Source organism: Vibrio sp. ES.051 (genome assembly GCF_002563795.1).
In the GTDB taxonomy this organism is placed as follows: domain Bacteria; phylum Pseudomonadota; class Gammaproteobacteria; order Enterobacterales; family Vibrionaceae; genus Vibrio.
In genome coordinates, this window is the sequence record NZ_PDJL01000006.1 from 561,534 (window position 1) to 583,963 (window position 22,430).

General features: G+C 47.3%; 18 protein-coding genes, 6 tRNA genes and 3 rRNA genes. 7 read left to right on the forward strand and 20 right to left on the reverse strand.

The features are described from left to right. The first annotated feature begins 33 nt into the window (after positions 1–33). Positions 34–285 carry a ubiquinone biosynthesis accessory factor UbiK gene (gene ubiK, locus ATG66_RS19745; RefSeq protein WP_098416942.1) on the forward strand — a complete coding sequence of 84 codons (252 nt, stop codon included), beginning with the start codon at positions 34–36 and terminating at the stop codon, positions 283–285. Positions 286–489: 204 nt separating this feature from the next. Here the strand turns inward: ubiK and ilvC are convergent, their stop codons facing one another. After that, positions 490–1,974: a ketol-acid reductoisomerase gene (ilvC, locus tag ATG66_RS19750; RefSeq protein WP_098416944.1), complete on the reverse strand. Its 1,485-nt coding sequence runs from the start codon at positions 1,972–1,974 to the stop codon at positions 490–492. A gap of 143 nt (positions 1,975–2,117) precedes the next feature. On the opposite strand from ilvC, the gene ilvY reads away from it, so the two are divergent. Continuing rightward, positions 2,118–3,008: an HTH-type transcriptional activator IlvY gene (gene ilvY / locus ATG66_RS19755; RefSeq protein ID WP_098416946.1), complete on the forward strand. Its 891-nt coding sequence runs from the start codon at positions 2,118–2,120 to the stop codon at positions 3,006–3,008. A 547-nt stretch (positions 3,009–3,555) separates the two neighbouring features. Here the strand turns inward: ilvY and istB are convergent. The 11 genes from istB to ATG66_RS19810 form a co-directional block, all read right to left on the reverse strand. After that, entirely contained in the window at positions 3,556–4,311 is a 756-nt protein-coding gene (gene istB, locus ATG66_RS19760) for an IS21-like element helper ATPase IstB (RefSeq protein ID WP_098413846.1), read from the reverse strand. After that, positions 4,301–5,815, reverse strand: coding sequence for an IS21 family transposase (gene istA, locus ATG66_RS19765; RefSeq protein ID WP_143699666.1), 1,515 nt, complete (start codon positions 5,813–5,815; stop codon positions 4,301–4,303). The genes istB and istA overlap by 11 nt, the downstream gene beginning before the upstream one ends. A gap of 269 nt (positions 5,816–6,084) precedes the next feature. Beyond that, positions 6,085–6,161, reverse strand: a tRNA-Trp gene (locus tag ATG66_RS19770). A gap of 68 nt (positions 6,162–6,229) precedes the next feature. Continuing rightward, positions 6,230–6,306 (reverse strand) — tRNA-Asp (locus ATG66_RS19775). A gap of 44 nt (positions 6,307–6,350) precedes the next feature. Then, positions 6,351–6,467: ribosomal RNA gene (rrf, locus tag ATG66_RS19780) — 5S ribosomal RNA — on the reverse strand. A gap of 114 nt (positions 6,468–6,581) precedes the next feature. Beyond that, positions 6,582–9,471, reverse strand: a 23S ribosomal RNA gene (locus ATG66_RS19785). Between the two features lie 293 nt (positions 9,472–9,764). Beyond that, positions 9,765–9,840 (reverse strand) — tRNA-Val (locus ATG66_RS19790). Positions 9,841–9,875: 35 nt separating this feature from the next. After that, a tRNA-Ala gene (locus ATG66_RS19795) sits at positions 9,876–9,951 on the reverse strand. Between the two features lie 13 nt (positions 9,952–9,964). Next, positions 9,965–10,040 (reverse strand) — tRNA-Lys (locus ATG66_RS19800). A 2-nt stretch (positions 10,041–10,042) separates the two neighbouring features. Beyond that, positions 10,043–10,118, reverse strand: a tRNA-Glu gene (locus ATG66_RS19805). An 88-nt stretch (positions 10,119–10,206) separates the two neighbouring features. After that, positions 10,207–11,759, reverse strand: a 16S ribosomal RNA gene (locus ATG66_RS19810). The 16S, 23S and 5S rRNA genes sit together here with 6 tRNA genes alongside, the layout of an rRNA operon. A gap of 534 nt (positions 11,760–12,293) precedes the next feature. Here ATG66_RS19810 and ATG66_RS19815 point away from each other — a divergent pair. Further along, entirely contained in the window at positions 12,294–12,842 is a 549-nt protein-coding gene (locus ATG66_RS19815; protein ID WP_098416948.1) for a gamma carbonic anhydrase family protein, read from the forward strand. Between the two features lie 16 nt (positions 12,843–12,858). Here the strand turns inward: ATG66_RS19815 and ATG66_RS19820 are convergent, their stop codons facing one another. The 4 genes from ATG66_RS19820 to ATG66_RS19835 form a co-directional block, all read right to left on the reverse strand. Beyond that, positions 12,859–13,122, reverse strand: a complete 264-nt coding sequence (locus tag ATG66_RS19820; RefSeq protein WP_098416949.1) for a DUF1488 domain-containing protein — start codon at positions 13,120–13,122, stop codon at positions 12,859–12,861. A gap of 3 nt (positions 13,123–13,125) precedes the next feature. Further along, the gene (gene aroE / locus ATG66_RS19825) at positions 13,126–13,959 is read right to left on the reverse strand and encodes a shikimate dehydrogenase (protein ID WP_098416950.1); all 834 of its coding nucleotides are present in this window, start codon (positions 13,957–13,959) and stop codon (positions 13,126–13,128) included. 87 nt (positions 13,960–14,046) lie between these two features. Next, a complete protein-coding gene (hemF, locus tag ATG66_RS19830) occupies positions 14,047–14,964 on the reverse strand; it encodes an oxygen-dependent coproporphyrinogen oxidase (protein WP_098416952.1) in 918 nt (305 codons plus the stop codon). 47 nt (positions 14,965–15,011) lie between these two features. Then, positions 15,012–15,569: an L-threonylcarbamoyladenylate synthase gene (locus ATG66_RS19835; RefSeq protein WP_098416953.1), complete on the reverse strand. Its 558-nt coding sequence runs from the start codon at positions 15,567–15,569 to the stop codon at positions 15,012–15,014. Between the two features lie 199 nt (positions 15,570–15,768). On the opposite strand from ATG66_RS19835, the gene purE reads away from it, so the two are divergent. Together purE and ATG66_RS19845 are read left to right on the forward strand one after the other, a co-directional pair. Then, positions 15,769–16,254 carry a 5-(carboxyamino)imidazole ribonucleotide mutase gene (purE, locus tag ATG66_RS19840; RefSeq protein WP_098416955.1) on the forward strand — a complete coding sequence of 162 codons (486 nt, stop codon included), beginning with the start codon at positions 15,769–15,771 and terminating at the stop codon, positions 16,252–16,254. Between the two features lie 4 nt (positions 16,255–16,258). Further along, positions 16,259–17,380 carry a 5-(carboxyamino)imidazole ribonucleotide synthase gene (locus ATG66_RS19845; protein WP_098416956.1) on the forward strand — a complete coding sequence of 374 codons (1,122 nt, stop codon included), beginning with the start codon at positions 16,259–16,261 and terminating at the stop codon, positions 17,378–17,380. 74 nt (positions 17,381–17,454) lie between these two features. Here ATG66_RS19845 and ATG66_RS19850 read toward each other — a convergent pair whose 3' ends face one another. From ATG66_RS19850 to ATG66_RS19865, 4 genes are all read right to left on the reverse strand, one after another. Then, positions 17,455–18,024, reverse strand: coding sequence for a DNA topoisomerase family protein (locus ATG66_RS19850; protein ID WP_098416958.1), 570 nt, complete (start codon positions 18,022–18,024; stop codon positions 17,455–17,457). Between the two features lie 81 nt (positions 18,025–18,105). Then, complete coding sequence (locus ATG66_RS19855; protein WP_098416960.1) at positions 18,106–18,585, reverse strand: DUF494 family protein; 480 nt, start codon at positions 18,583–18,585, stop codon at positions 18,106–18,108. 2 nt (positions 18,586–18,587) lie between these two features. Then, positions 18,588–19,697: a DNA-processing protein DprA gene (dprA, locus tag ATG66_RS19860; protein WP_098416962.1), complete on the reverse strand. Its 1,110-nt coding sequence runs from the start codon at positions 19,695–19,697 to the stop codon at positions 18,588–18,590. Then, positions 19,681–20,775, reverse strand: coding sequence for a LysM peptidoglycan-binding domain-containing protein (locus ATG66_RS19865; protein ID WP_098416963.1), 1,095 nt, complete (start codon positions 20,773–20,775; stop codon positions 19,681–19,683). Before ATG66_RS19865 ends, dprA begins: the two co-directional genes overlap by 17 nt. A 137-nt stretch (positions 20,776–20,912) precedes the next feature. Here ATG66_RS19865 and def point away from each other — a divergent pair, with 137 nt between their 5' ends. Together def and fmt are read left to right on the forward strand one after the other, a co-directional pair. Next, positions 20,913–21,431 (forward strand): peptide deformylase, encoded by a 519-nt coding sequence (def, locus tag ATG66_RS19870; protein WP_098416965.1) that lies wholly within the window; start codon positions 20,913–20,915, stop codon positions 21,429–21,431. A 36-nt stretch (positions 21,432–21,467) separates the two neighbouring features. Then, positions 21,468–22,415, forward strand: coding sequence for a methionyl-tRNA formyltransferase (gene fmt, locus ATG66_RS19875; RefSeq protein ID WP_098416967.1), 948 nt, complete (start codon positions 21,468–21,470; stop codon positions 22,413–22,415). The last annotated feature ends 15 nt before the right edge of the window (positions 22,416–22,430 follow it).

Genomic DNA, 22,430 nt, shown 5'->3' on the forward strand with positions numbered 1-22,430 from the left:
AATGAGAGCAAATACAAAGGAGTTTTAGCCACTATGTTTGACCCGAAAAAATTAGAGCAAATTGCTAAACAAATTCACGAATCAATGCCTCAGCCAGTTAAAGAGCTAGGCGCAGATGTTGATCAGAAAGTTCGCCAAGTTATCCAAGGCCAACTTAACAAGCTGGACGTCGTTAGCCGTGAGGAGTTTGATGTACAAACTCAAGTTCTGCTTCGTACACGCCAAAAGCTTACGGAAATGGAAAAGAAATTAGCCGAGCTTGAACAAAAGCTGGCTGACAAATAAGTCCCTCCTCTGACAGGTGCGTTTTTCTTATTAGATCTACACTGGCTTATGTTACAAACAATTCAAAACAAAAAAGGCTTGGTCAACGGCGACCAAGCCTTTTCATTATTAATTAGATGCTGTGTTTGTGGTATTTATCAACGCCGAAGCATCAGGGTCTCATTGTCAACATTCAATGGGTAATACTTAAATAACCGAAGAAAATTAGTCGCCCACCGCGATGCGCTTCATATCCGTCATATAACCACGTAGTTCTTCACCGATATATTCCACTGGGTGATGACGGAGAGCTTCATTTACCGCAATCAATGTTGCGTTATCGACTTGGTTTGAAGTGTCACCGAGCCCTTTACCGATCACATCAGTGCTGACAGAAGGCATGAACTTCTCACGCAGTAACGGGGTGGCCACATTAGCAAATAGGTAGTTGCCATACTCAGCTGTGTCTGAGATTACCACGTTCATTTCGTATAGACGCTTACGGGCAACCGTGTTCGCAATCAGTGGGAGCTCGTGTAAAGATTCGTAGTACGCCGACTCGTCAATGATTCCCGATGCCGTCATTGCTTCAAACGCCAATTCAACACCCGCTCGAACCATAGCAATCATCAAAATACCGTTGTCGAAGTATTCCTGTTCAGCGATCTCGATATCAGACTCTGGGTAATTTTCAAATGCGCTTTCACCCGTTTCTGCACGCCAGCCAAGCAGGTTTGCATCATCATTCGCCCAGTCGGCCATCATGGTACGAGAGAAATGACCGGCGATAATATCATCCATATGTTTGTTATATAGTGGACGCATTAGATCTTTTAGCTCTTCTGACAGCTCAAACGCTTTGATTTTAGCCGGGTTAGATAGGCGATCCATCATGTGTGTGATACCACCAAACTTCAGTGCTTCTGTGATAGTTTCCCAGCCAAATTGCAGTAATTTCCCTGCATAGCCTGGATCAATACCTTCTGCAATCATCTTCTCGTAACATACAATAGACCCCGCTTGTAGCATGCCACACAAAATAGTTTGTTCACCCATTAAGTCAGATTTAACTTCAGCAACAAAAGAAGACTCTAAACAACCAGCGCGGTGACCGCCTGTAGCGGCCGCCCAAGCTTTTGCAATATCCCAACCTTCACCTTTTGGATCGTTCTCTGGGTGAACCGCAATCAGAGTAGGCACACCAAAGCCACGTTTATATTCTTCACGAACCTCAGTACCAGGACACTTAGGTGCAACCATGACTACCGTCAGGTCTTTACGGATCTGCATGCCTTCTTCAACGACGTTAAAGCCGTGGGAATAACCGAGCGCCGCACCTTCTTTCATTAGCGGCATTATCGTCTCAACGACGTTTGTATGCTGCTTATCTGGAGTGAGGTTGACCACAAGATCTGCTTGCGGAACAAGAATCTCATAGTTAGCGACTTCAAAACCGTTGTCTTTGGCGTTTTTAAACGACTGACGCTGTTCGTCGATCGCAGTCTGGCGAAGTGCATAGGCGACATCGAGACCAGAGTCGCGCATATTAAGACCTTGGTTTAAGCCTTGAGCACCACAACCGACGATGACCACCTTCTTACCTTTTAGATAATCCGCTTCTGATGCAAATTCACTGCGGTCCATAAAACGACAACGACCCAATTGGTCTAACTGCTCGCGTAAATTTAAGGTATTGAAATAATTCGCCATCTTGGTGCTCCTTTTGGATTCTTCCATTTAGGTCGGTAACCATTTTACCGAATGAGTTCATACTAAAACAGACACCTGATTGCTTAAAGTGATATATTCACAATTAGTTATTGCAATTTATGCAACATGGAAGTGAACAGTTAATGAACATCAAAAGCCTACAAATTTTCATTCATCTCTGTGAGAGTAAGAGCTTTGCGAAAACAGCCACAGCGATGCACATCAGCCCCTCAGCATTGAGCCGACAGGTACAAAAGTTAGAAGAAGAAACCAATCAACAACTGTTTCTGCGCGACAATCGCAGCGTCGAACTGACAACTCAAGGTAAGAAACTTGTCCCTGTCGCATTAAAAATTCTCGGAGAGTGGCAGCACTATCAAAGCCATATAAAAGGAACTGTGGGAGAACTCAAAGGGGAGATTCGCCTGTTTTGTTCGGTAACCGCAAGCTATAGTCATCTCCCAGAATTGATTTCTGATTTTCGTCTACAGCATCCGTTTATTGAGTTTAAACTTTCTACTGGTGATCCTGCGCAAGCGATCGACAAAATCTTAGCCGATGAGGCCGACATCGCTATTTCAGCCCAATCCGAACAAATGCCAAATAAGATAGCATTTGAAACAATCAGCGAAATTCCACTGTCAGTAATTGCCCCTGTGGGCGTCAGCGCCTTTGCAAAAGAACTGCAAAAAGAGCGACCGAACTGGTCGGCGATTCCATTTATATTACCTGAGGCTGGAACAGCAAGGGACAGGGCTAATACTTGGCTCAAGAAAATGAAAATTAAGCCCAAAATCTATGCTCAGACCTCAGGCCATGAAGCGATTGTCAGTATGGTTGCCTTAGGATGTGGCGTTGGCATCGCACCTGACGTCGTGATCAACAACAGCCCTGTGAAAGAGAAAATTAATCGCTTAAAAGTATTACCGATTAAACCATTTGCACTTGGTGTTTGTTGTACTAAAAGCCAGCTGGAAAACCCATTAGTAAAAGCTTTTTGGAAAGTGGCGGAGAATAAGTTCATTACTCCTTAATTCAGTCTAGGGAAGGGGAAGGTCAAACTCTAACTCAAATGCCTAAAAGTCTATCGAACCAGTATTGACAAGTGGGATCAGACTTGGCTTAAAGAAGGGTTAGACAGACTGCACGTACTCGGCCGCCCTTACTTTCCATCCGAACGTAACAGCCCCATATATTAAATTTAAGACGATGTTAAAAAATCAAAATAAAAACAATTCTCAAGATCTTTGGCCATAAGAGATTGAGTGGTTGATATATGGTTTCAGACAAAGCAAGACACAGGAAACAGCAGATTCTACCTTTGAGCTGAACAAGAACTCGAACTAGAACGGTGAAGCTGCAACAATTCAAATACACACTCATTTATTTGGTTTAATCAACCCTGCTAGAGGTATCATGGGGCAGTATAGTTATGCCTTAGGTAACCAAGAAATCATGAGTCAGCGTCAGACGTGACAGAGAAGGCCATTGTTAATTTGCACTTAAATCTGATCCACCATTTGCACTGAAAAGTGATCCACCTAAGTAAGTCTATTCTAGACTACATTTTTACGTTAGTTTCTATTTGGTTTTCTCCTTCGACTTCTTTTTTGATTCCTTAAAACGATAGCTGTCGTTACCCGTTTCAATGATGTGACAATGATGAGTCAGCCTATCCAGCAATGCCGTTGTCATCTTTGCATCACCAAACACTTTCGACCATTCCGTGAAGTTGAGATTGGTGGTAATGACGATACTCGTACGCTCGTAGAGTTTACTGAGTAAATGGAACAGCAATGTCCCACCCGCTTGGCTAAAAGGGACATACCCAAGTTCATCTAGTATGACTAAGTCGCAGCTCACTAATCGATTAGCGAGGCGGCCCACATGACCCGCTTGCTTCTCCTGCTCTAGCGTATTGACGAGTTCTATGGTCGATAGGAACCTGACCCGCATTTGATGGTGTTGTATGGCTTGTACGCCCAACGCCGTCGCTAAGTGCGTTTTCCCTGTGCCTGGACCACCAACAAGCACGATGTTTTGGCTGTCTTTGATAAACTCACAGCGATGCAGACCTCGTATTAGATACTCATCGACTGTACTCTCGCTAAAGTCAAAACCGTATAGGTCTCGATAGACTGGGAACTTTGCCGCTTTCATTTGGTAAGCGATACTGCGCACTTCACGGTCTGCTATCTCTGCTTTTAACAAGGTTTCAAGGATGGGTTGAGCTTGTTGATAAGCAGGAGAGTTTTGAGAGGCAAGTTCAACAATACTGCTAACCATGCCGTGAAGCTTGAGTGCCTTTAATGTGCTTAATAACGCTTCATTGTGCATGACGTTTTCCTCTTAATTCGTCATATCGCGACGTATCACTGGTTGGCTCGGTAACCAGTCGCAACCCTTGAGAGACGGGGACGGGTACAACTGGAGAAGGATTGAGTAAGCGGCTTAAACAGTTTATGACGTGTTGTTTTGATGGTGTGCCTGCTTCCAGTGCCATATTAATGGCTTGCTCTACCAGCTTTTCATCGTGATGAATAACCAATGACAAGATTTCGACCATTTCCTTATCGCCGCCAAGACGCTGTAATAATATTGATTGCAGGTGCTTAAAGCTCTCAGGGAGCAAGTGAAACGGTGCGCCATTACGCAGAGAGCCTGGTTTACGTTGCGCAACCAACAGGTAATGTCGCCAGTTATAAACAATGTGTGGCGGCTCATGTTTAGGATTAAAGACTCTTTGGTGCTCTGCTATGGGCTGACCTTCTGCCACCAAAACAATACTATCGGGGTAGGCGTGCAGACTCACTCGTCGGTTTGCGTAACTTGCAGGCACGGAGTATTTATTTCTGTCGAAGTTCACCAAACAGGTAGAGGAGACTCGCTTGCTTTGCTCGATAAAACCATCAAACGGCGCTGTGACTTTCATTAATTGGGAGCGCTCACTTAGCCACGTTTGCTCTATGGTCATATCACGATATTGAGGGTGTCTACGTGACTGCCAGTCCCGTAAACATTGGGCTTCAAGCCATTGATTAAGCTCTTCTAAGGTTTTCACCTTAGGAGCGCGCTGCCAGATGATAGAACGCACATCCCGCACGTTCTTCTCGATCTGCCCCTTTTCCCAACCTGCGGCTGGGTTGCAGAAGTCGGCTTCAAACAAGTAGTGACTAACCATTGTTAAAAAGCGACGATTCACTACTCGATCTTTGCCATTTTTGACCGCATCAACCGCAGTTTTCATATTATCGTAGATCCCCCGTTCTGGAACGCCTTGGAACACGCGAAAGGCATGGTTATGGGCATCAAATAACATTTCATGACTTTGAGAATAATAGGCTCGAAGGAGGAATGCGCGGCTATGACTGAGTTTGAAGTGAGCGACCTGTAGCTTGGTTTTATGGCCATTGATATAGGCCCAATTTTCGCCCCAATCAAACTGAAAGGCTTCACCAGGGGCAAACTCTAGCGGCATATACGTTCGTTTAGACGCATCGAGTTTTTGTTCTTCGCGCCATTTACGTGCAAATGAAGCGACTCTGTCATACGAGCCGCTATAGCCTAGCGGAACGAGGTCTTGAAAAAGGTTTTTGACCGTTTTGCGCTGCTTTCTCGGTCGCTTCATTTCTCGTTTTAGCCAAGAAGTCAGTAATTCTTTAAACTCGTCTAGTTTACTCAATGAATGCCGCTTTGGATAAACAGGTTCGATAGTTTGATCTTTCAAATAACGTTTAACGGTATTTCGGGATAGTCCAGTACGTCTGGCTATTTCTCTTTGCGACATTCCTTCGCGGAAATGCCAACGACGAATAACACTTAATAATGACACGTCAATCACTCCATATTCTCCTGCTAAGACTCAGCAGGATTTAGGTTAGATGATGTGGATCAGTTTTCGGTGCAAATCAGGGGGTGAAGTGGATCAGTTCTGGATGCAATTTAACAGATATGAACCAGAAGGAAATTTGGAAAGCTGTACAGGGCGATTCTGATGGGTATTTTCGAGTGGGTATGGGGCAGAGATCGGAAAGTATCTATTTTTCATAACGCTAGATAGCAAAAAGCCTCAACCGAAATTGAGGCTTTTTATATCCCCTAAGGGAAATTTGGCAGGGGTGGAGAGATTCGAACTCCCAACACGCGGATTTGGAATCCGCTGCTCTGCCAATTGGAGCTACACCCCTAAATTTGAACCACAGTTTATCACAGTGTAGATTCAAAAAAACCTCGCTAATCGAGGCTTCTCAATAAATGGCGGAGTGGACGGGACTCGAACCCGCGACCCCCGGCGTGACAGGCCGGTATTCTAACCAACTGAACTACCACTCCGCAGTGGTATCACCCGTTGTAAAAACGAATGTCCATAATGTAAAGCCTGGCGATGTCCTACTCTCACATGGGGAAACCCCACACTACCATCGGCGCTATTTCGTTTCACTTCTGAGTTCGGCATGGAAGTCAGGTGGGGCCAAAATGCTATGGTCGCCAAGCAAATTCTTTTTAACTACCGCCAACGCAGTAATTAATAATCTGGAAAGCTGTTTCAGTTCTTAACACAATCAAGTTTTCTTGTATTGAGCCCATCAAAACCCCTTGGGTGTTGTATGGTTAAGCCTCACGGGCAATTAGTACAGGTTAGCTCAATGCCTCGCAGCACTTACACACCCTGCCTATCAACGTCGTAGTCTACGACAACCCTTTAGGATACTTAAAGTATCAGGGAGAACTCATCTCAAGGCTCGCTTCCCGCTTAGATGCTTTCAGCGGTTATCGATCCCGAACTTAGCTACCGGGCAATGCGTCTGGCGACACAACCCGAACACCAGAGGTTCGTCCACTCCGGTCCTCTCGTACTAGGAGCAGCCCCTTTCAATTCTCCAACGCCCACGGCAGATAGGGACCGAACTGTCTCACGACGTTCTAAACCCAGCTCGCGTACCACTTTAAATGGCGAACAGCCATACCCTTGGGACCGACTTCAGCCCCAGGATGTGATGAGCCGACATCGAGGTGCCAAACACCGCCGTCGATATGAACTCTTGGGCGGTATCAGCCTGTTATCCCCGGAGTACCTTTTATCCGTTGAGCGATGGCCCTTCCATTCAGAACCACCGGATCACTATGACCTGCTTTCGCACCTGCTCGAATTGTCATTCTCGCAGTCAAGCGGGCTTATGCCATTGCACTAACCACACGATGTCCAACCGTGTTTAGCCCACCTTCGTGCTCCTCCGTTACGCTTTGGGAGGAGACCGCCCCAGTCAAACTACCCACCAGGCACTGTCCTCACCCCCGATGAGGGGGCTAAGTTAGAACATCAACACTACAAGGGTGGTATTTCAAGGTTGCCTCCACACATACTGGCGTACGTGCTTCAAAGGCTCCCACCTATCCTACACATGTAGGGTCAATGTTCAGTGCCAAGCTGTAGTAAAGGTTCACGGGGTCTTTCCGTCTAGCCGCGGGTACACTGCATCTTCACAGCGATTTCAATTTCACTGAGTCTCGGGTGGAGACAGCGTGGCCATCATTACGCCATTCGTGCAGGTCGGAACTTACCCGACAAGGAATTTCGCTACCTTAGGACCGTTATAGTTACGGCCGCCGTTTACCGGGGCTTCGATCAAGAGCGTCGACCGAAGTCTAACCCCATCAATTAACCTTCCGGCACCGGGCAGGCGTCACACCGTATACGTCATCTTACGATTTTGCACAGTGCTGTGTTTTTAATAAACAGTTGCAGCCACCTGGTATCTGCGACTCCTAGTAGCTCCATCCGCAAGGGACTTCACCGCCAAGAGCGTACCTTCTCCCGAAGTTACGGTACCATTTTGCCTAGTTCCTTCACCCGAGTTCTCTCAAGCGCCTTGGTATTCTCTACCCGACCACCTGTGTCGGTTTGGGGTACGATTCCATCAAATCTGAAGCTTAGAGGCTTTTCCTGGAAGCATGGCATCAATGACTTCACATCCGTAGATGCTCGACGTCGTGTCTCAGCCTTAAAAAGAGCCGGATTTACCTAACTCTTCAGCCTACGCACTTGAACCTGGACAACCGTCGCCAGGCCCACCTAGCCTTCTCCGTCCCCCCATCGCAATTTGATTGAGTACGGGAATATTAACCCGTTTCCCATCGACTACGCCTTTCGGCCTCGCCTTAGGGGTCGACTCACCCTGCCCCGATTAACGTTGGACAGGAACCCTTGGTCTTCCGGCGTGGAGGTTTTTCACCCCCATTATCGTTACTCATGTCAGCATTCGCACTTCTGATACGTCCAGCGTGCCTTACGACACACCTTCAACCGCTTACAGAACGCTCCCCTACCCAATACTCAAAGAGTATTGCCGCAGCTTCGGTTTACTACTTAGCCCCGTTACATCTTCCGCGCAGGCCGACTCGACCAGTGAGCTATTACGCTTTCTTTAAATGATGGCTGCTTCTAAGCCAACATCCTGGCTGTCTGAGCCTTCCCACATCGTTTCCCACTTAGTAGTAATTTGGGACCTTAGCTGGCGGTCTGGGTTGTTTCCCTCTCCACGACGGACGTTAGCACCCGCCGTGTGTCTCCCGGATAGTACTTACTGGTATTCGGAGTTTGCAAAGGGTTGGTAAGTCGGGATGACCCCCTAGCCTTAACAGTGCTCTACCCCCAGTAGTATTCGTCCGAGGCGCTACCTAAATAGCTTTCGGGGAGAACCAGCTATCTCCAGGTTTGATTGGCCTTTCACCCCTAGCCACAAGTCATCCGCTAATTTTTCAACATTAGTCGGTTCGGTCCTCCAATTGATGTTACTCAATCTTCAACCTGCCCATGGCTAGATCACCTGGTTTCGGGTCTATATCCAGAGACTAAGTCGCGCAGTTAACACTCGCTTTCGCTACGGCTCCCCTAGATGGTTAACCTTGCCACTGAATATAAGTCGCTGACCCATTATACAAAAGGTACGCAGTCACACCACGAAGGTGCTCCTACTGCTTGTACGTACACGGTTTCAGGTTCTATTTCACTCCCCTCACAGGGGTTCTTTTCGCCTTTCCCTCACGGTACTGGTTCACTATCGGTCAGTCAGTAGTATTTAGCCTTGGAGGATGGTCCCCCCATATTCAGACAGGATATCACGTGTCCCGCCCTACTCGATTTCACTGCATATGCGTCGTCAGTTACGGGGCTATCACCCTGTATCGCCAAGCTTTCCAGCTTGTTCACCTGACGCCTATAAAGCTTAAGGGCTAGTCCAATTTCGCTCGCCGCTACTTTCGGAATCTCGGTTGATTTCTTTTCCTCGGGGTACTTAGATGTTTCAGTTCCCCCGGTTCGCCTCGCTACGCTATGTATTCACGCAGCGATACTTACTTATGTAAGTGGGTTTCCCCATTCGGAAATCCCAGACTCAAGTGGCTTTTACTGCCTAATCTGGGCTTATCGCAAGTTAATACGTCCTTCATCGCCTCTGACTGCCAAGGCATCCACCGTGTACGCTTAGTCACTTAACCATACAACCCGAAGGAGTTTCGAGTTGATGTTCAAATCACCAAAGTTGTCTCTCATTATTTGAATGAGCGAGAGACATTTCGATTTTGCCGGACTCAATTTCGAATAATCACTGTAATAGTGATATTCCCAAGAACACTTGAATGTGTTGTTTTGGTGTTTATCTTTACGATAAACATTGAGAACTTTATTTGATAACAACGTTGTTGTTATCAGTCAGCTTTCCAGATTGTTAAAGAGCAAAGTTTTCTAATGAAAACCATGTTTAAACACACTCATTGAATGCGCTTAAAGATGGTGGGCGATACTGGGCTCGAACCAGTGACCCCCTGCTTGTAAGGCAGGTGCTCTCCCAACTGAGCTAATCGCCCACATAAGTTTTTCGTCTCGTAGTAGACGTCAATAATGGTGGAGCTATGCGGGATCGAACCGCAGACCTCCTGCGTGCAAGGCAGGCGCTCTCCCAGCTGAGCTATAGCCCCATATCTTGAAGAATGGTGGGTCGTGCAGGATTCGAACCTGCGACCAATTGATTAAAAGTCAACTGCTCTACCAACTGAGCTAACGACCCAATGGTATCCCGTAGGGGAGTCGAACCCCTGTTACCGCCGTGAAAGGGCGGTGTCCTAGGCCTCTAGACGAACGGGACACTAGTGTAAGTGTTGGGCACTTACTTTCTCTTAAACTTTATAAACCGTATCAATCTGTGTGAGCACTCATCGCAATAATCTTTCGTATAAGGAGGTGATCCAGCGCCAGGTTCCCCTAGCGCTACCTTGTTACGACTTCACCCCAGTCATGAACCACAAAGTGGTAAGCGTCCCCCCGAAGGTTAAACTACCTACTTCTTTTGCAGCCCACTCCCATGGTGTGACGGGCGGTGTGTACAAGGCCCGGGAACGTATTCACCGTGGCATTCTGATCCACGATTACTAGCGATTCCGACTTCATGGAGTCGAGTTGCAGACTCCAATCCGGACTACGACGCACTTTTTGGGATTCGCTCACCATCGCTGGCTCGCCGCCCTCTGTATGCGCCATTGTAGCACGTGTGTAGCCCTACTCGTAAGGGCCATGATGACTTGACGTCGTCCCCACCTTCCTCCGGTTTATCACCGGCAGTCTCCCTGGAGTTCCCGACATTACTCGCTGGCAAACAAGGATAAGGGTTGCGCTCGTTGCGGGACTTAACCCAACATTTCACAACACGAGCTGACGACAGCCATGCAGCACCTGTCTCAGAGCTCCCGAAGGCACACCAGAATCTCTTCCGGCTTCTCTGGATGTCAAGAGTAGGTAAGGTTCTTCGCGTTGCATCGAATTAAACCACATGCTCCACCGCTTGTGCGGGCCCCCGTCAATTCATTTGAGTTTTAATCTTGCGACCGTACTCCCCAGGCGGTCTACTTAACGCGTTAGCTCCGAAAGCCACGGCTCAAGGCCACAACCTCCAAGTAGACATCGTTTACGGCGTGGACTACCAGGGTATCTAATCCTGTTTGCTCCCCACGCTTTCGCATCTGAGTGTCAGTATCTGTCCAGGGGGCCGCCTTCGCCACTGGTATTCCTTCAGATCTCTACGCATTTCACCGCTACACCTGAAATTCTACCCCCCTCTACAGTACTCTAGTCTGCCAGTTTCAAATGCTATTCCGAGGTTGAGCCCCGGGCTTTCACATCTGACTTAACAAACCACCTGCATGCGCTTTACGCCCAGTAATTCCGATTAACGCTCGCACCCTCCGTATTACCGCGGCTGCTGGCACGGAGTTAGCCGGTGCTTCTTCTGTCGCTAACGTCAAAGAATACCGCTATTTACGATATCCCCTTCCTCACGACTGAAAGTACTTTACAACCCGAAGGCCTTCTTCATACACGCGGCATGGCTGCATCAGGCTTGCGCCCATTGTGCAATATTCCCCACTGCTGCCTCCCGTAGGAGTCTGGACCGTGTCTCAGTTCCAGTGTGGCTGATCATCCTCTCAGACCAGCTAGGGATCGTCGCCTTGGTGAGCTCTTACCTCACCAACTAGCTAATCCCACCTAGGCATATCCCGACGCGAGAGGCCCGAAGGTCCCCCTCTTTGGCCCGTAGGCATTATGCGGTATTAGCCATCGTTTCCAATGGTTATCCCCCACATCAGGGCAATTTCCTAGGCATTACTCACCCGTCCGCCGCTCGACGCCCAACAAATCACCCGAAGGCTCAATGTTGTCGTTTCCGCTCGACTTGCATGTGTTAGGCCTGCCGCCAGCGTTCAATCTGAGCCATGATCAAACTCTTCAATTTAAGATTTTGTCGGCTCAACGAATACTGACTTCAAAACTACAAACGTAATTTTAAAGCTATTATCGTTCCAACAGAACGATAATGAATTGACTGTGCCAAGATTAAACAAGTTAATCTCGATTGGTCACTCAGTTCATTGAAACCGTATTTGAAGCAAAAGCTTCTAATTCGATTATCATCAACGAGTGCCCACACAGATTGATAGGTCTATATTGTTAAAGAGCTTGCCAATTGAGCTCTGCTCAAATCGGACGGCCATTTTAGCGACTTAAAGTTTAGTGTCAATCACTTTTTTTCAAACTTTTTTAAGCGTTTCCGCTTGGCTAATTTGGCTTGCTAACTCAGACTCCGTCTCATTCGAAGCGTTGCCCTGTCAGCGAGGTGGCATTATAGGGATTGCGATCACATTGGCAAGCCATTTTTGTCATTTTTTTTGATTTTTCCGCTGTTTGAGTGTTTTTTATTCTAAAGGAGAGTTTTTACGACTCTTCTAACTTTATATCCCCAATTAATCACCCTAGTTAAGGAGAAAAGATGAATTCAATAAGAAGCTACAAAGGGATAAAACCTCAACTTGGTGAGCGTGTTTACGTCGACTCTACCTCAGTGTTAGTTGGAGATATCCGTGTTGGGGACGATTCTAGTATTTGGCCATTAGTAGCCGCACGTGGAGATGTAAATCATATTAACATTGGCGAGCGGACGAACATCCAAGATGGCAGTGTTTTACATGTCACCCATAAGAATGTTGAAAACCCAAATGGCTATCCATTGATTATTGGTAATGATGTCACTATTGGCCACAAGGTGATGCTCCACGGTTGTGAGATTCATGATCGAGTGTTGATTGGGATGGGGACTATTGTTCTTGATGGTGCGGTCATTCAATCTGAAGTGATGATTGGCGCCGGCAGTTTGGTACCACCAGGCAAAGTATTAGAAAGCGGTTATCTCTATGTCGGCAGGCCAGTGAAACAAGCTCGTCCTTTATCAGAAAAAGAACAAGCCTTTTTACAAACGTCTTCTGATAATTATGTTAAGAATAAAAATGACTACTTGAATGAAGTCGAAGTCATTAGTTAGTTCTTCAATGACCCCATTATACAATCACAATGTGGCCTTCTTCATCGAAGGCTTCATCTTCTATCAATTCTTCGGCGATTTCTTCCAGATCAAATCGGCAGGCTAAAAATGCCTCCATTGCTTGTCGCTCACCTTCAACGTCCGACCGATTCATTGTTGCCAGTTTCTGTTTTGTTACATAGCATTCGATAAGTGCGCCCGCCTGCTGCGCTGGAAAGTTTACCGATTGGGAAGATTCATCCCACGACTGCAGATCTGGGAACAAAATGGCTTGGTTCATTGATTATTGACCTTCAAGGTTCTTTCTTAATTCACGTAAAATCTGTTTGGCCCCCGGACGTAAGCCTCGCCATAGCATAAAACTCTCAGCCGCTTGGCTGACCAGCATCCCTAATCCATCATACACATGAGCAGCGCCATGTTCTTTCGCCCATTGATTGAATGCTGTTTCACCTTTGCCATACATCATGTCATAGCCGGTGCTGTTTGCTGCGAAAATAGTAGATGAGATATCAGGAAGCTCACCACTTAATGAAGCAGACGTTGAATTGATAATGAGATCGTACGCTTCAGTAATGGCACTCATCTCTTTTGCTTTGACAGGACCATAAGCTGAAAACAACTCTGCTAGTCCTTCCGCTTTAGCAAAAGTGCGATTGGTGATGGTTAATGATGTTGGTGTTTGATCGAGCAATGGCTTGACCACGCCACGAGCGGCACCACCAGCCCCGATGATCAGAATACGGGCACCTTCTAAAACCACCTGATGCTGCACTAAATCTTGTACTAAGCCAGCACCATCTGTGTTATCACCGATTATTTCACCATCATCCAGCTTTTTAAGTGTATTCACAGCCCCGGCCAGTTGAGCACGTTCGGTCAAACGATTAGCAAATAGATAGGCGTCTTCTTTAAAAGGCAAGGTCACGTTACATCCTTTGCCGCCGTCAGCAAAAAACGTCTTTGCGGCTTCAATAAAGCCATCAATAGGTGCCGTTTCTGCGGTATAGATCAGTGATTGATTGGTTTGCCGAGCAAAGAGTGTCTGGATGAATGGCGACTTACTGTGCCCAATGGGATTACCAAACACAGCATAGCGATCGATTTGCTGGGTCATTTCTTTACCTTTATAGAGAAAAACAGAGCCATCTGATTACAAATGACCCTATCACTATCTATCTATATAGAAAAGGAGATTCCGCGCTTACCACTCACGTGGTTTTAGGTATTGCTCGTAAAGCTCAGCTTCAGGCGTTCCTGCTTCTGGTTCGTAGCGGTACTCCCAGCGCGCTAATGGCGGCATTGACATCAGAATCGACTCCGTGCGCCCGCCACTTTGCAAACCAAATAAGGTGCCACGATCGTACACTAAGTTAAACTCAACATAGCGGCCACGACGATACAGCTGGAAGTCACGCTCACGTTCGCCATATTCAATACCTTTGCGACGCGCGACGATGGGCAGATAAGCGAGGCAGAAACCTTCGCCCACCACTTTGATGTAATCAAAACACTTCTCGAATTCCCAATGATTCAAATCATCGAAGAACAAACCACCCACACCGCGTGTTTCGTTGCGATGTGGCAAGAAGAAGTACTTATCACACCATGCTTTGTGTTCGGCATACACGTCATCACCAAATGGAGCACAGATGGCTTTCGCCGTATCGTGCCAAGACTGGCAGTCTTCTTCGAAAGGATAAAAAGGTGTCAGGTCAAAACCACCACCAAACCACCATATTGGTGCTTCGCCCTCTTTCTCAGCAATAAAGAAGCGCACATTGGCATGAGAAGTCGGTACATAAGGATTTTCAGGGTGAATCACTAAAGAGACCCCCATCGCTTCAAAGCGTCGTCCTGCAAGCTCGGGACGGTGAGCCGTTGCTGACGCTGGCATTTCTTTCCCTTCAACGTGAGAAAAGTTCACTCCACCTTGTTCAAAAATGTGACCATCACGCAGAACACGTGAACGGCCACCGCCACCAAGGCGCTCGCCCGGTTCACGCTGCCATGCATCTTCGACAAAGACGGCCTTTCCATCTTCTTGTTCTAACTGCTGACAAATGGAATCCTGAAGCGACATCAGGAACTGCTTTACGGCGTACTTATCGATTGCTGACATACGTTATTACCTATTACGTGATACCTATTGATGGCTGGCAAGCAGGGTTAGCCCTGTCTTAATATTTGTGAAGTTTTGGCGTCACGAATCTCGCTGGGTTTATCACGGCCGCTGGTTTCACCACGAAGAATGGCCACCAGCTTGTCACCCAATTGCTCTTTGACTTCTTCCGTGGTCATACACGGTGGCAAGCCGGAAAGATTCGCGCTGGTCGAGGTTAACGGCTTTCCGAATGCATTACACATCTTTTGTACTAAAGAATGGTCGGTCACACGCACGGCAATCGAATCAAACTGCCCTGAAACCCAACTCGATACTTTATCACTTGCTGGCATAATCCACGTGTACGGACCCGGCCAAGTTGCATGAACGTTATCTAGCTGCTCTTGTGTCAATTGAGATTCATCAATGTAAGGTAATAACTGCTCATAACTCGCAGCGATAAGAATCAGTCCCTTTTCAACCGGACGCTGCTTGAGCTCCAGCAGTTTTTGAATTGCTTCTGGGTTATCTGGATCGCATCCGACACCAAAAACCCCTTCTGTCGGATAGGCTATCACTTCGCCTTGTTGTAGCGCACTCAGCACCTGTTCAAAGTTATCCACCAATGACTTCCTGATTATCTGACTTTTACATTTACACGTTAGTGTACAAACATTCATTCTCAGAGACTAAAGCAATTTGTTTATAAAATGTATCAATCGCGCTCACGACAAAGGCAAACGTTTGCTTGAGATAAAAATCCCCGTATAATGCGCACAATTTTATAGCTCATCTAATTTTTGCAGCTTGAAGGAGTGTGAGATGAAAGTCGGTATCATCATGGGTTCTAAGTCAGATTGGCCAACCATGAAACTAGCAGCAGACATGTTGGATCAATTGGGCGTGTCGTACGAAACAAAAGTGGTGTCAGCTCACCGAACTCCTCAATTATTGGCAGATTATGCCAGCAGTGCAAAAGAGCGTGGTATTAAAGTAATCATCGCGGGCGCGGGTGGGGCGGCTCATCTACCAGGGATGGCCGCAGCGTTTACGAGTGTTCCAGTGCTTGGGGTGCCCGTTCAGTCTCGCGCGTTAAAAGGGCTAGATTCGCTACTTTCTATCGTACAAATGCCAAAAGGCATCGCGGTTGGTACGCTAGCGATTGGCGAAGCTGGCGCCGCAAATGCAGGCATTCTAGCCGCACAAATTCTAGGTACGCATGATGAAAGCATCATGGAGAAAGTCGAAGCGTTCCGTAACAAACAAACGGAAACCGTACTGGCGAACCCAAACCCAGCAGAGGATTAATCGGATGCATGTATTGGTTCTTGGTGCGGGTCAATTGGCCCGTATGATGTCTCTGGCTGGTGCGCCACTAAATATCCAAATCTCCGCTTACGATGTGGGTAGCGGGAATATCGTCCACCCTCTTACTCAACACGTACTTGGCCATGGCTTGGACAATGCGATTGAACAAGTGGATATGATCACCGCAGAATTCGAACATATCCCTCACGATGTACTCGACACCAGTGAAGCAAGTGGAAAATTCCTTCCTAGTGCCGAAGCGATCAAAGCAGGCGGAGACCGTCGTCTTGAAAAAGCCCTACTCGATAAGGCTGGCGTACGTAACGCAAAATACTACGTGATTGAAACACGTGAAGATTTTGAGCGCGCCATTGAACATGTCGGCATGCCAATGGTACTGAAAAGTGCATTAGGCGGTTACGATGGCAAAGGCCAATGGCGTTTGAAACAAACTGCTCAAGTGGATGCTATCTGGACAGAAATGGCCGAGTGCATCGCAGCCACACCAAATCAAGCCATCGTCGCGGAAGTGCTTGTGCCCTTTACGCGTGAAGTATCGTTAGTCGGCGCACGCGGTAAAGATGGTAGTTTTGAGGTTTACCCACTGGCAGAAAACATCCACACCAATGGCGTGTTGAGCTTATCTACCGCTATTGATGCACCAGAGCTTCAAGCTCAAGCCAAGCAGATGTTCACGGCCATCGCAGATAATCTAAACTACGTTGGCGTATTGGCGCTCGAGTTCTTTGATGTCGATGGCACGCTGTTAGTGAATGAGATTGCTCCACGTGTGCACAACTCCGGTCACTGGACACAGCAAGGTGCGGAAACCTGTCAGTTTGAAAACCACCTGCGCGCCGTGTGCGGCTTGCCGTTAGGCAGCACCAAACTGATTCGCGAAACCTCGATGGTAAATATTCTTGGAGAAGATACGCTGCCAGAAGCGCTGCTCGCCATGGATGGTTGTCACATCCATTGGTATGGCAAAGAGAAACGGGCTGGGCGTAAGATGGGTCATATCAACGTGTGTGGTGACTACCCTGGTGAGCTGCATCGTAGGCTATGCGCGCTAGCGGACGTTCTGGATCAGAACACCTTTCCTGCTGTGCATGCGTTCGCCAAGTAATCACACACTTAAAACCTAGCCACACAAATAACAAAGGGTCGCATGATGCGACCCTTTTTAATTCGTACGTTCGTTTACTGAACTTGCGCATGCTGACACTTGCGATTGGCGCATTGTAACTTCACACCACTCGCAAGCTTCTTCTTAACCAGCAAAGCAAAACCACACTCTTGGCAGCGACCTTTGACCGGCGGTAGGTTCACTGCAAACTTGCATTTAGGGTAGTTATCACAAGCATAAAATGTTTTACCGAAGCGCGTTTTACGCTCAACGAGCTGTCCTTGACCACATTCTGGGCAAGCATGCTGAGTCTCAGGTTGCTTTTCTGGTTCAGGCTGATTAATCGACTCGATGTGATGACAAGCTGGATAATGACTGCAGCCGACAAACATTCCATATCGACCTTGGCGTAACACTAACTCGTTACCACAATCTGGGCACGGAACACCCAGGTCTTTGACGATGTGACCATCGTTGTTGTGCAATGCTTTAATGTAATCACAGCTGGGATAATGGCTACAGCCGAGAAATGGACCGTGTTTACCGTGTTTGACCATCAACTCTGCACCGCATTTAGGGCAGAGTTCATGCTCCAAGGCATGTTCATGGGCAGGGAACAGATTGTTGTCGATTTTACTACTCATAGTCACCGTTTAATGAAAGGCACACCAAATAGACAAGCTCGCGTTCTTATGTCATTGAACTCGAACTTATCTAGATTAGGTTTAGTGAAGAATTCCTTGCTCTTTGGTATACAACAGCTCTTCCATCAGCGTATAAGCGTTTTCATTGCCCGGCACATTAAACAGCACCATCAAAATGATCCACTTGAGATCTTCTAGCTCAAACTCGTTGGTTTCAAGCCCCATCACACGGTCAACCACCATTTCACGCGTTTCTGTCGTCAGTACATTCACTTGCTCGAGGAATAACAAGAAACCTCGGCATTCTAAATCCAAACGTTGCATCTCTTTCGCGGTGTAGATACGAGTCGATGACGATGCCATGCAAGTCGAGATAGCCGAAGAGGTGTCACTTTGCTGCAGCGCAGCTAGCTCTTCTAACCAGACAAGGGCTTTATAGATATCTTTTTGCTGAAAGCCGGCACGAAGCAACTCCTCTTCCAACTCGTCTTGTTCGACCTGTAACTCTGCATCGCTATGGATGTAGGTTTCGAATAGATACATCAGTATATCCATCATCATAGCTAGCCCCTCCCCTTTCGAATATAGCCACCTGAAACCGCAACAACATGCCCAGAGAGTTCTAGCTCTAAGAGCTGCATCATGACTTCTTGGACAGGTATATGGGTCCTGTTTGCAAGAATATCAACCGGTGTAGCTTCAGTTCCTACGTTAGCTAACAGCTGAGGAAATGGCAATTCTTCTTCATCATTTAACGTAGAAAATAAATCAATACCCTGATTAATAGACCAAGCAAGCAAGGATTGTATTTCATCCAAGACATCTTGAGTCTTTTCTACGAGGCAAGCGCCATGACGAATCAATTGGTTACCACCACTGGCATTCGGCGCGTGAATCGAAGCAGGTAAAGCAAAGACTTCACGTCCTTGTTCAAGTGCATACCGAGCCGTAATGAGAGAGCCACTTTTCCCCGCCGCCTCCACCACGAGCACACCCAGCGATAATCCACTAATAATGCGATTTCGGCGCGGAAAGTTTTCAGCTCGAGGTTTAGCGCTGGGACGAAATTCAGACACAAGTGCGCCATTGTCGACCACTCGCTTGGCAAGACCATGATGACGAGCCGGGTAAATATGCTGCAATCCAGAACCAAGCACGGCAATTGTTTTGCCTTTCGCTTGCAATGCCCCGTCGTGGGCATGACCATCAATGCCTAAGGCTAAGCCACTGGTGACAATCAAATCATGTTGAACAAGCTCTGCTGCAAATGTGCGCGCATGCTGCAGACCATCAATACTCGCATTGCGACTGCCCACTATCGCTATCTGCGGTTGAGACAAATACGTAAGACTTCCTTGGACAAACAGCAATGGTGGCGGTGCTACAATTTGTTTGAGTTGTGGAGGATAAAGTGGGTCATTCAGTGTCAATATATGATGATTTGGAGAAGCAGCAAGCCAAGTTAAGCAGGCTTCAACTTCCTTGTCCGTTGAAGCCCATGCTTGGATTTGCTTTGTCGTCAACCCTAGTTGTTGCAGCTCTTCAGGAGAGAAGTTGACGATGTTACGCGGCGTATCTCTGGCAAGCAGCTTATTCATTTTGACCCCGCCAATACCTGGCAAGCAACTCAGCTTAAGCCAAGCAGCAAGGTCGCTATCATTGCGTGTCGTCATCAGTGGTTGGCTCTTGAGTGAGAGGCGAAACCACAGAGACCTTGTTATTGATAGGCTTAGTACTATTGGTGATCAAAGCTAAACTGAAATACTCATAAGGGCGAATCACTACTAACTCGCCCACTTTACTCTGGGGTAACGTAATTTCCTTATCAAGCACACCGAAATCTTTTTTGAAGTGGTCGCCATCTTGATAAACCGGATGCGCATCTTCTTTTAGGTCAAAAATGCTTCCTTGTTGCAGCTTATCTGCCGTCCCTTTGTCAATCACCACCACCTGATTGGTCGAACTAAAGCGGATGCCTTCGATATTGCCGAGTAACTTCGCCGAACTGCCATGAGGGGAAGGTAATGGGTAAAATGTAGTGGTAAATTTCCCGCTTTCTAACATTTGATTTGGCAAAGCGATGTCGTTACGTAAAATCTCTTGCAGCTGTGACGTAATTTGTAACCCAGAATAATCCCTCGTAGCTTCTACCAACTCACCTTTCGCAATCAAACGCAGTGCGGTAATCTGATGCGACACATCATCACGAGAAAAGGTTTCGACAGGACGATAAATAGCCCAGCCTGTCGCAGTTTGCTCACCACTGATGTACAACGTATCTTCTGCCGTCAGGTATTTACTGCCCTTATTACTGCCCATTACTTTAGCCGCATTTTCTAAAGTAGCATCATCGACCAACCGGTCCGATTTTAAGTAAGGGGTAACTAACCCTTCTGATACCGTTGGCACGGCTTTCTTTTCCGTGATGCGCGCTTTAGGGCTCAATTTTTTGACTGGCTTTAAGCTCAATACCGGTTGACCGTTAATCCACACTAAAGACAGCTTATCTCCAGGGTATATTAAGTGCGGATTATCAATCTCGGGATTCACTTGCCACAAACGAGGCCACAACCAAGGGCTGTCGAGGTACATCGCCGAAATGTCCCATAACGTATCGCCCTTAACCACAACATACCTCTGGGGGGCATCATCTTTTACGGTCAGTGGTTTCGCGGCTGTATTTGCTACGGTATTGAAAGAGAAAAGTAACGGCAACGTAACACTCGCTACGTTACGGAAAATTCGATTCATGACCTTCGTCCTTGGTCTATTAGCAGTAATCGGAATGGAAATTGGTGCAAGGATGCTGTCATTTAGGCTATAAAATGTCTAGAATTGAGCCAACAAGGTTTGTGCTGTTTCGGCACAGTTCAATATTTCGAGTGAATATGTCTGTATTACAAGTATTAACATTTCCAGATGATCGCCTGCGCACAGTCGCGAAGCCTGTGGAAGCGGTGACTCCTGAGATCCAAAAAATCGTCGATGACATGATCGAAACCATGTACGACGAAGAAGGTATTGGCCTAGCAGCAACACAGGTTGATATCCATCAACGTATCGTAGTGATTGATATTTCAGAAACTCGTGATGAGCCGATGGTGCTGATCAACCCTGAGATTCTGGAAAAGCGTGGCGAAGATGGCATTGAAGAAGGCTGTCTGTCGGTACCCGGCGCACGCGCACTTGTGCCTCGCGCTGCGGAAGTGACGGTTAAAGCTCTCGATCGCGAAGGCAAAGAGCTCACCTTTGACGCGGACGATCTGCTCGCAATTTGTATTCAACACGAACTGGACCACCTACAAGGTAAACTGTTCGTTGACTACTTATCGCCACTCAAGCGTAAGCGTATTCAAGACAAGCTAGCAAAAATCAAACGCTTTAACGAGAAACAGCACAGCGCTTAATCTAGTTACTACAAATTAATCAGAAGGAAGCCTACCTTGAGTCAGTCTTTACGTATTGTCTTTGCAGGTACTCCAGATTTCGCCGCCCGTCACTTGGCGGCGTTGTTGTCTTCGGAGCACGAAGTCATCGCGGTTTACACAAACCCAGATCGTCCAGCGGGTCGTGGCAAGAAATTGGCTGCGCCACCGGTAAAACAACTGGCGCTGGAACACAACATCCCGGTTTACCAACCAGAAAGCTTTAAGTCCGACGAAGCGAAGCAAGAACTTGCCGATCTGAACGCCGATCTAATGGTTGTCGTGGCGTACGGTATGCTACTGCCACAAACGGTTCTTGATACCCCTAAACTGGGTTGTATCAACGTACATGGTTCTATCCTACCTCGTTGGCGTGGTGCCGCGCCTATCCAACGTTCTATTTGGGCGGGCGATACCGAAACAGGCGTGACCATCATGCAGATGGACATCGGTCTCGATACTGGTGATATGCTGAAGATTGCGACCTTGCCAATCGAAGCGACGGATACCAGCGCTTCAATGTACGAAAAGCTGGCAGAACTTGGCCCAGAAGCATTGATTGATTGCCTAGACGACATTGCGGCGGGTAAAGCAGTGCCAGTGAAGCAAAACGATGAGCTAGCGAACTACGCAAAGAAACTCAGCAAAGAAGAAGCACGCATCAACTGGAACGACGATGCGGCGCACATCGAGCGCTGCGTTCGTGCATTTAACCCATGGCCAATGAGCCACTTTATCGCGGCTGAAAACAGCATTAAAGTGTGGCAAAGCCGTGTGGCGGAGCAAACTAGCGATAAGCCTGCCGGTACTATCATTCAGGCGGATAAAACCGGCATTTACGTGGCAACAGGCAACGGCGTACTGATATTGGAACAACTGCAAGTTCCTGGCAAAAAAGCCATGTCAGTTCAGGATATTCTGAACTCACGAGCGGCTTGGTTTGAAGTCGGCACTCTGCTGGTTTAAGCCATACTAGGGGTT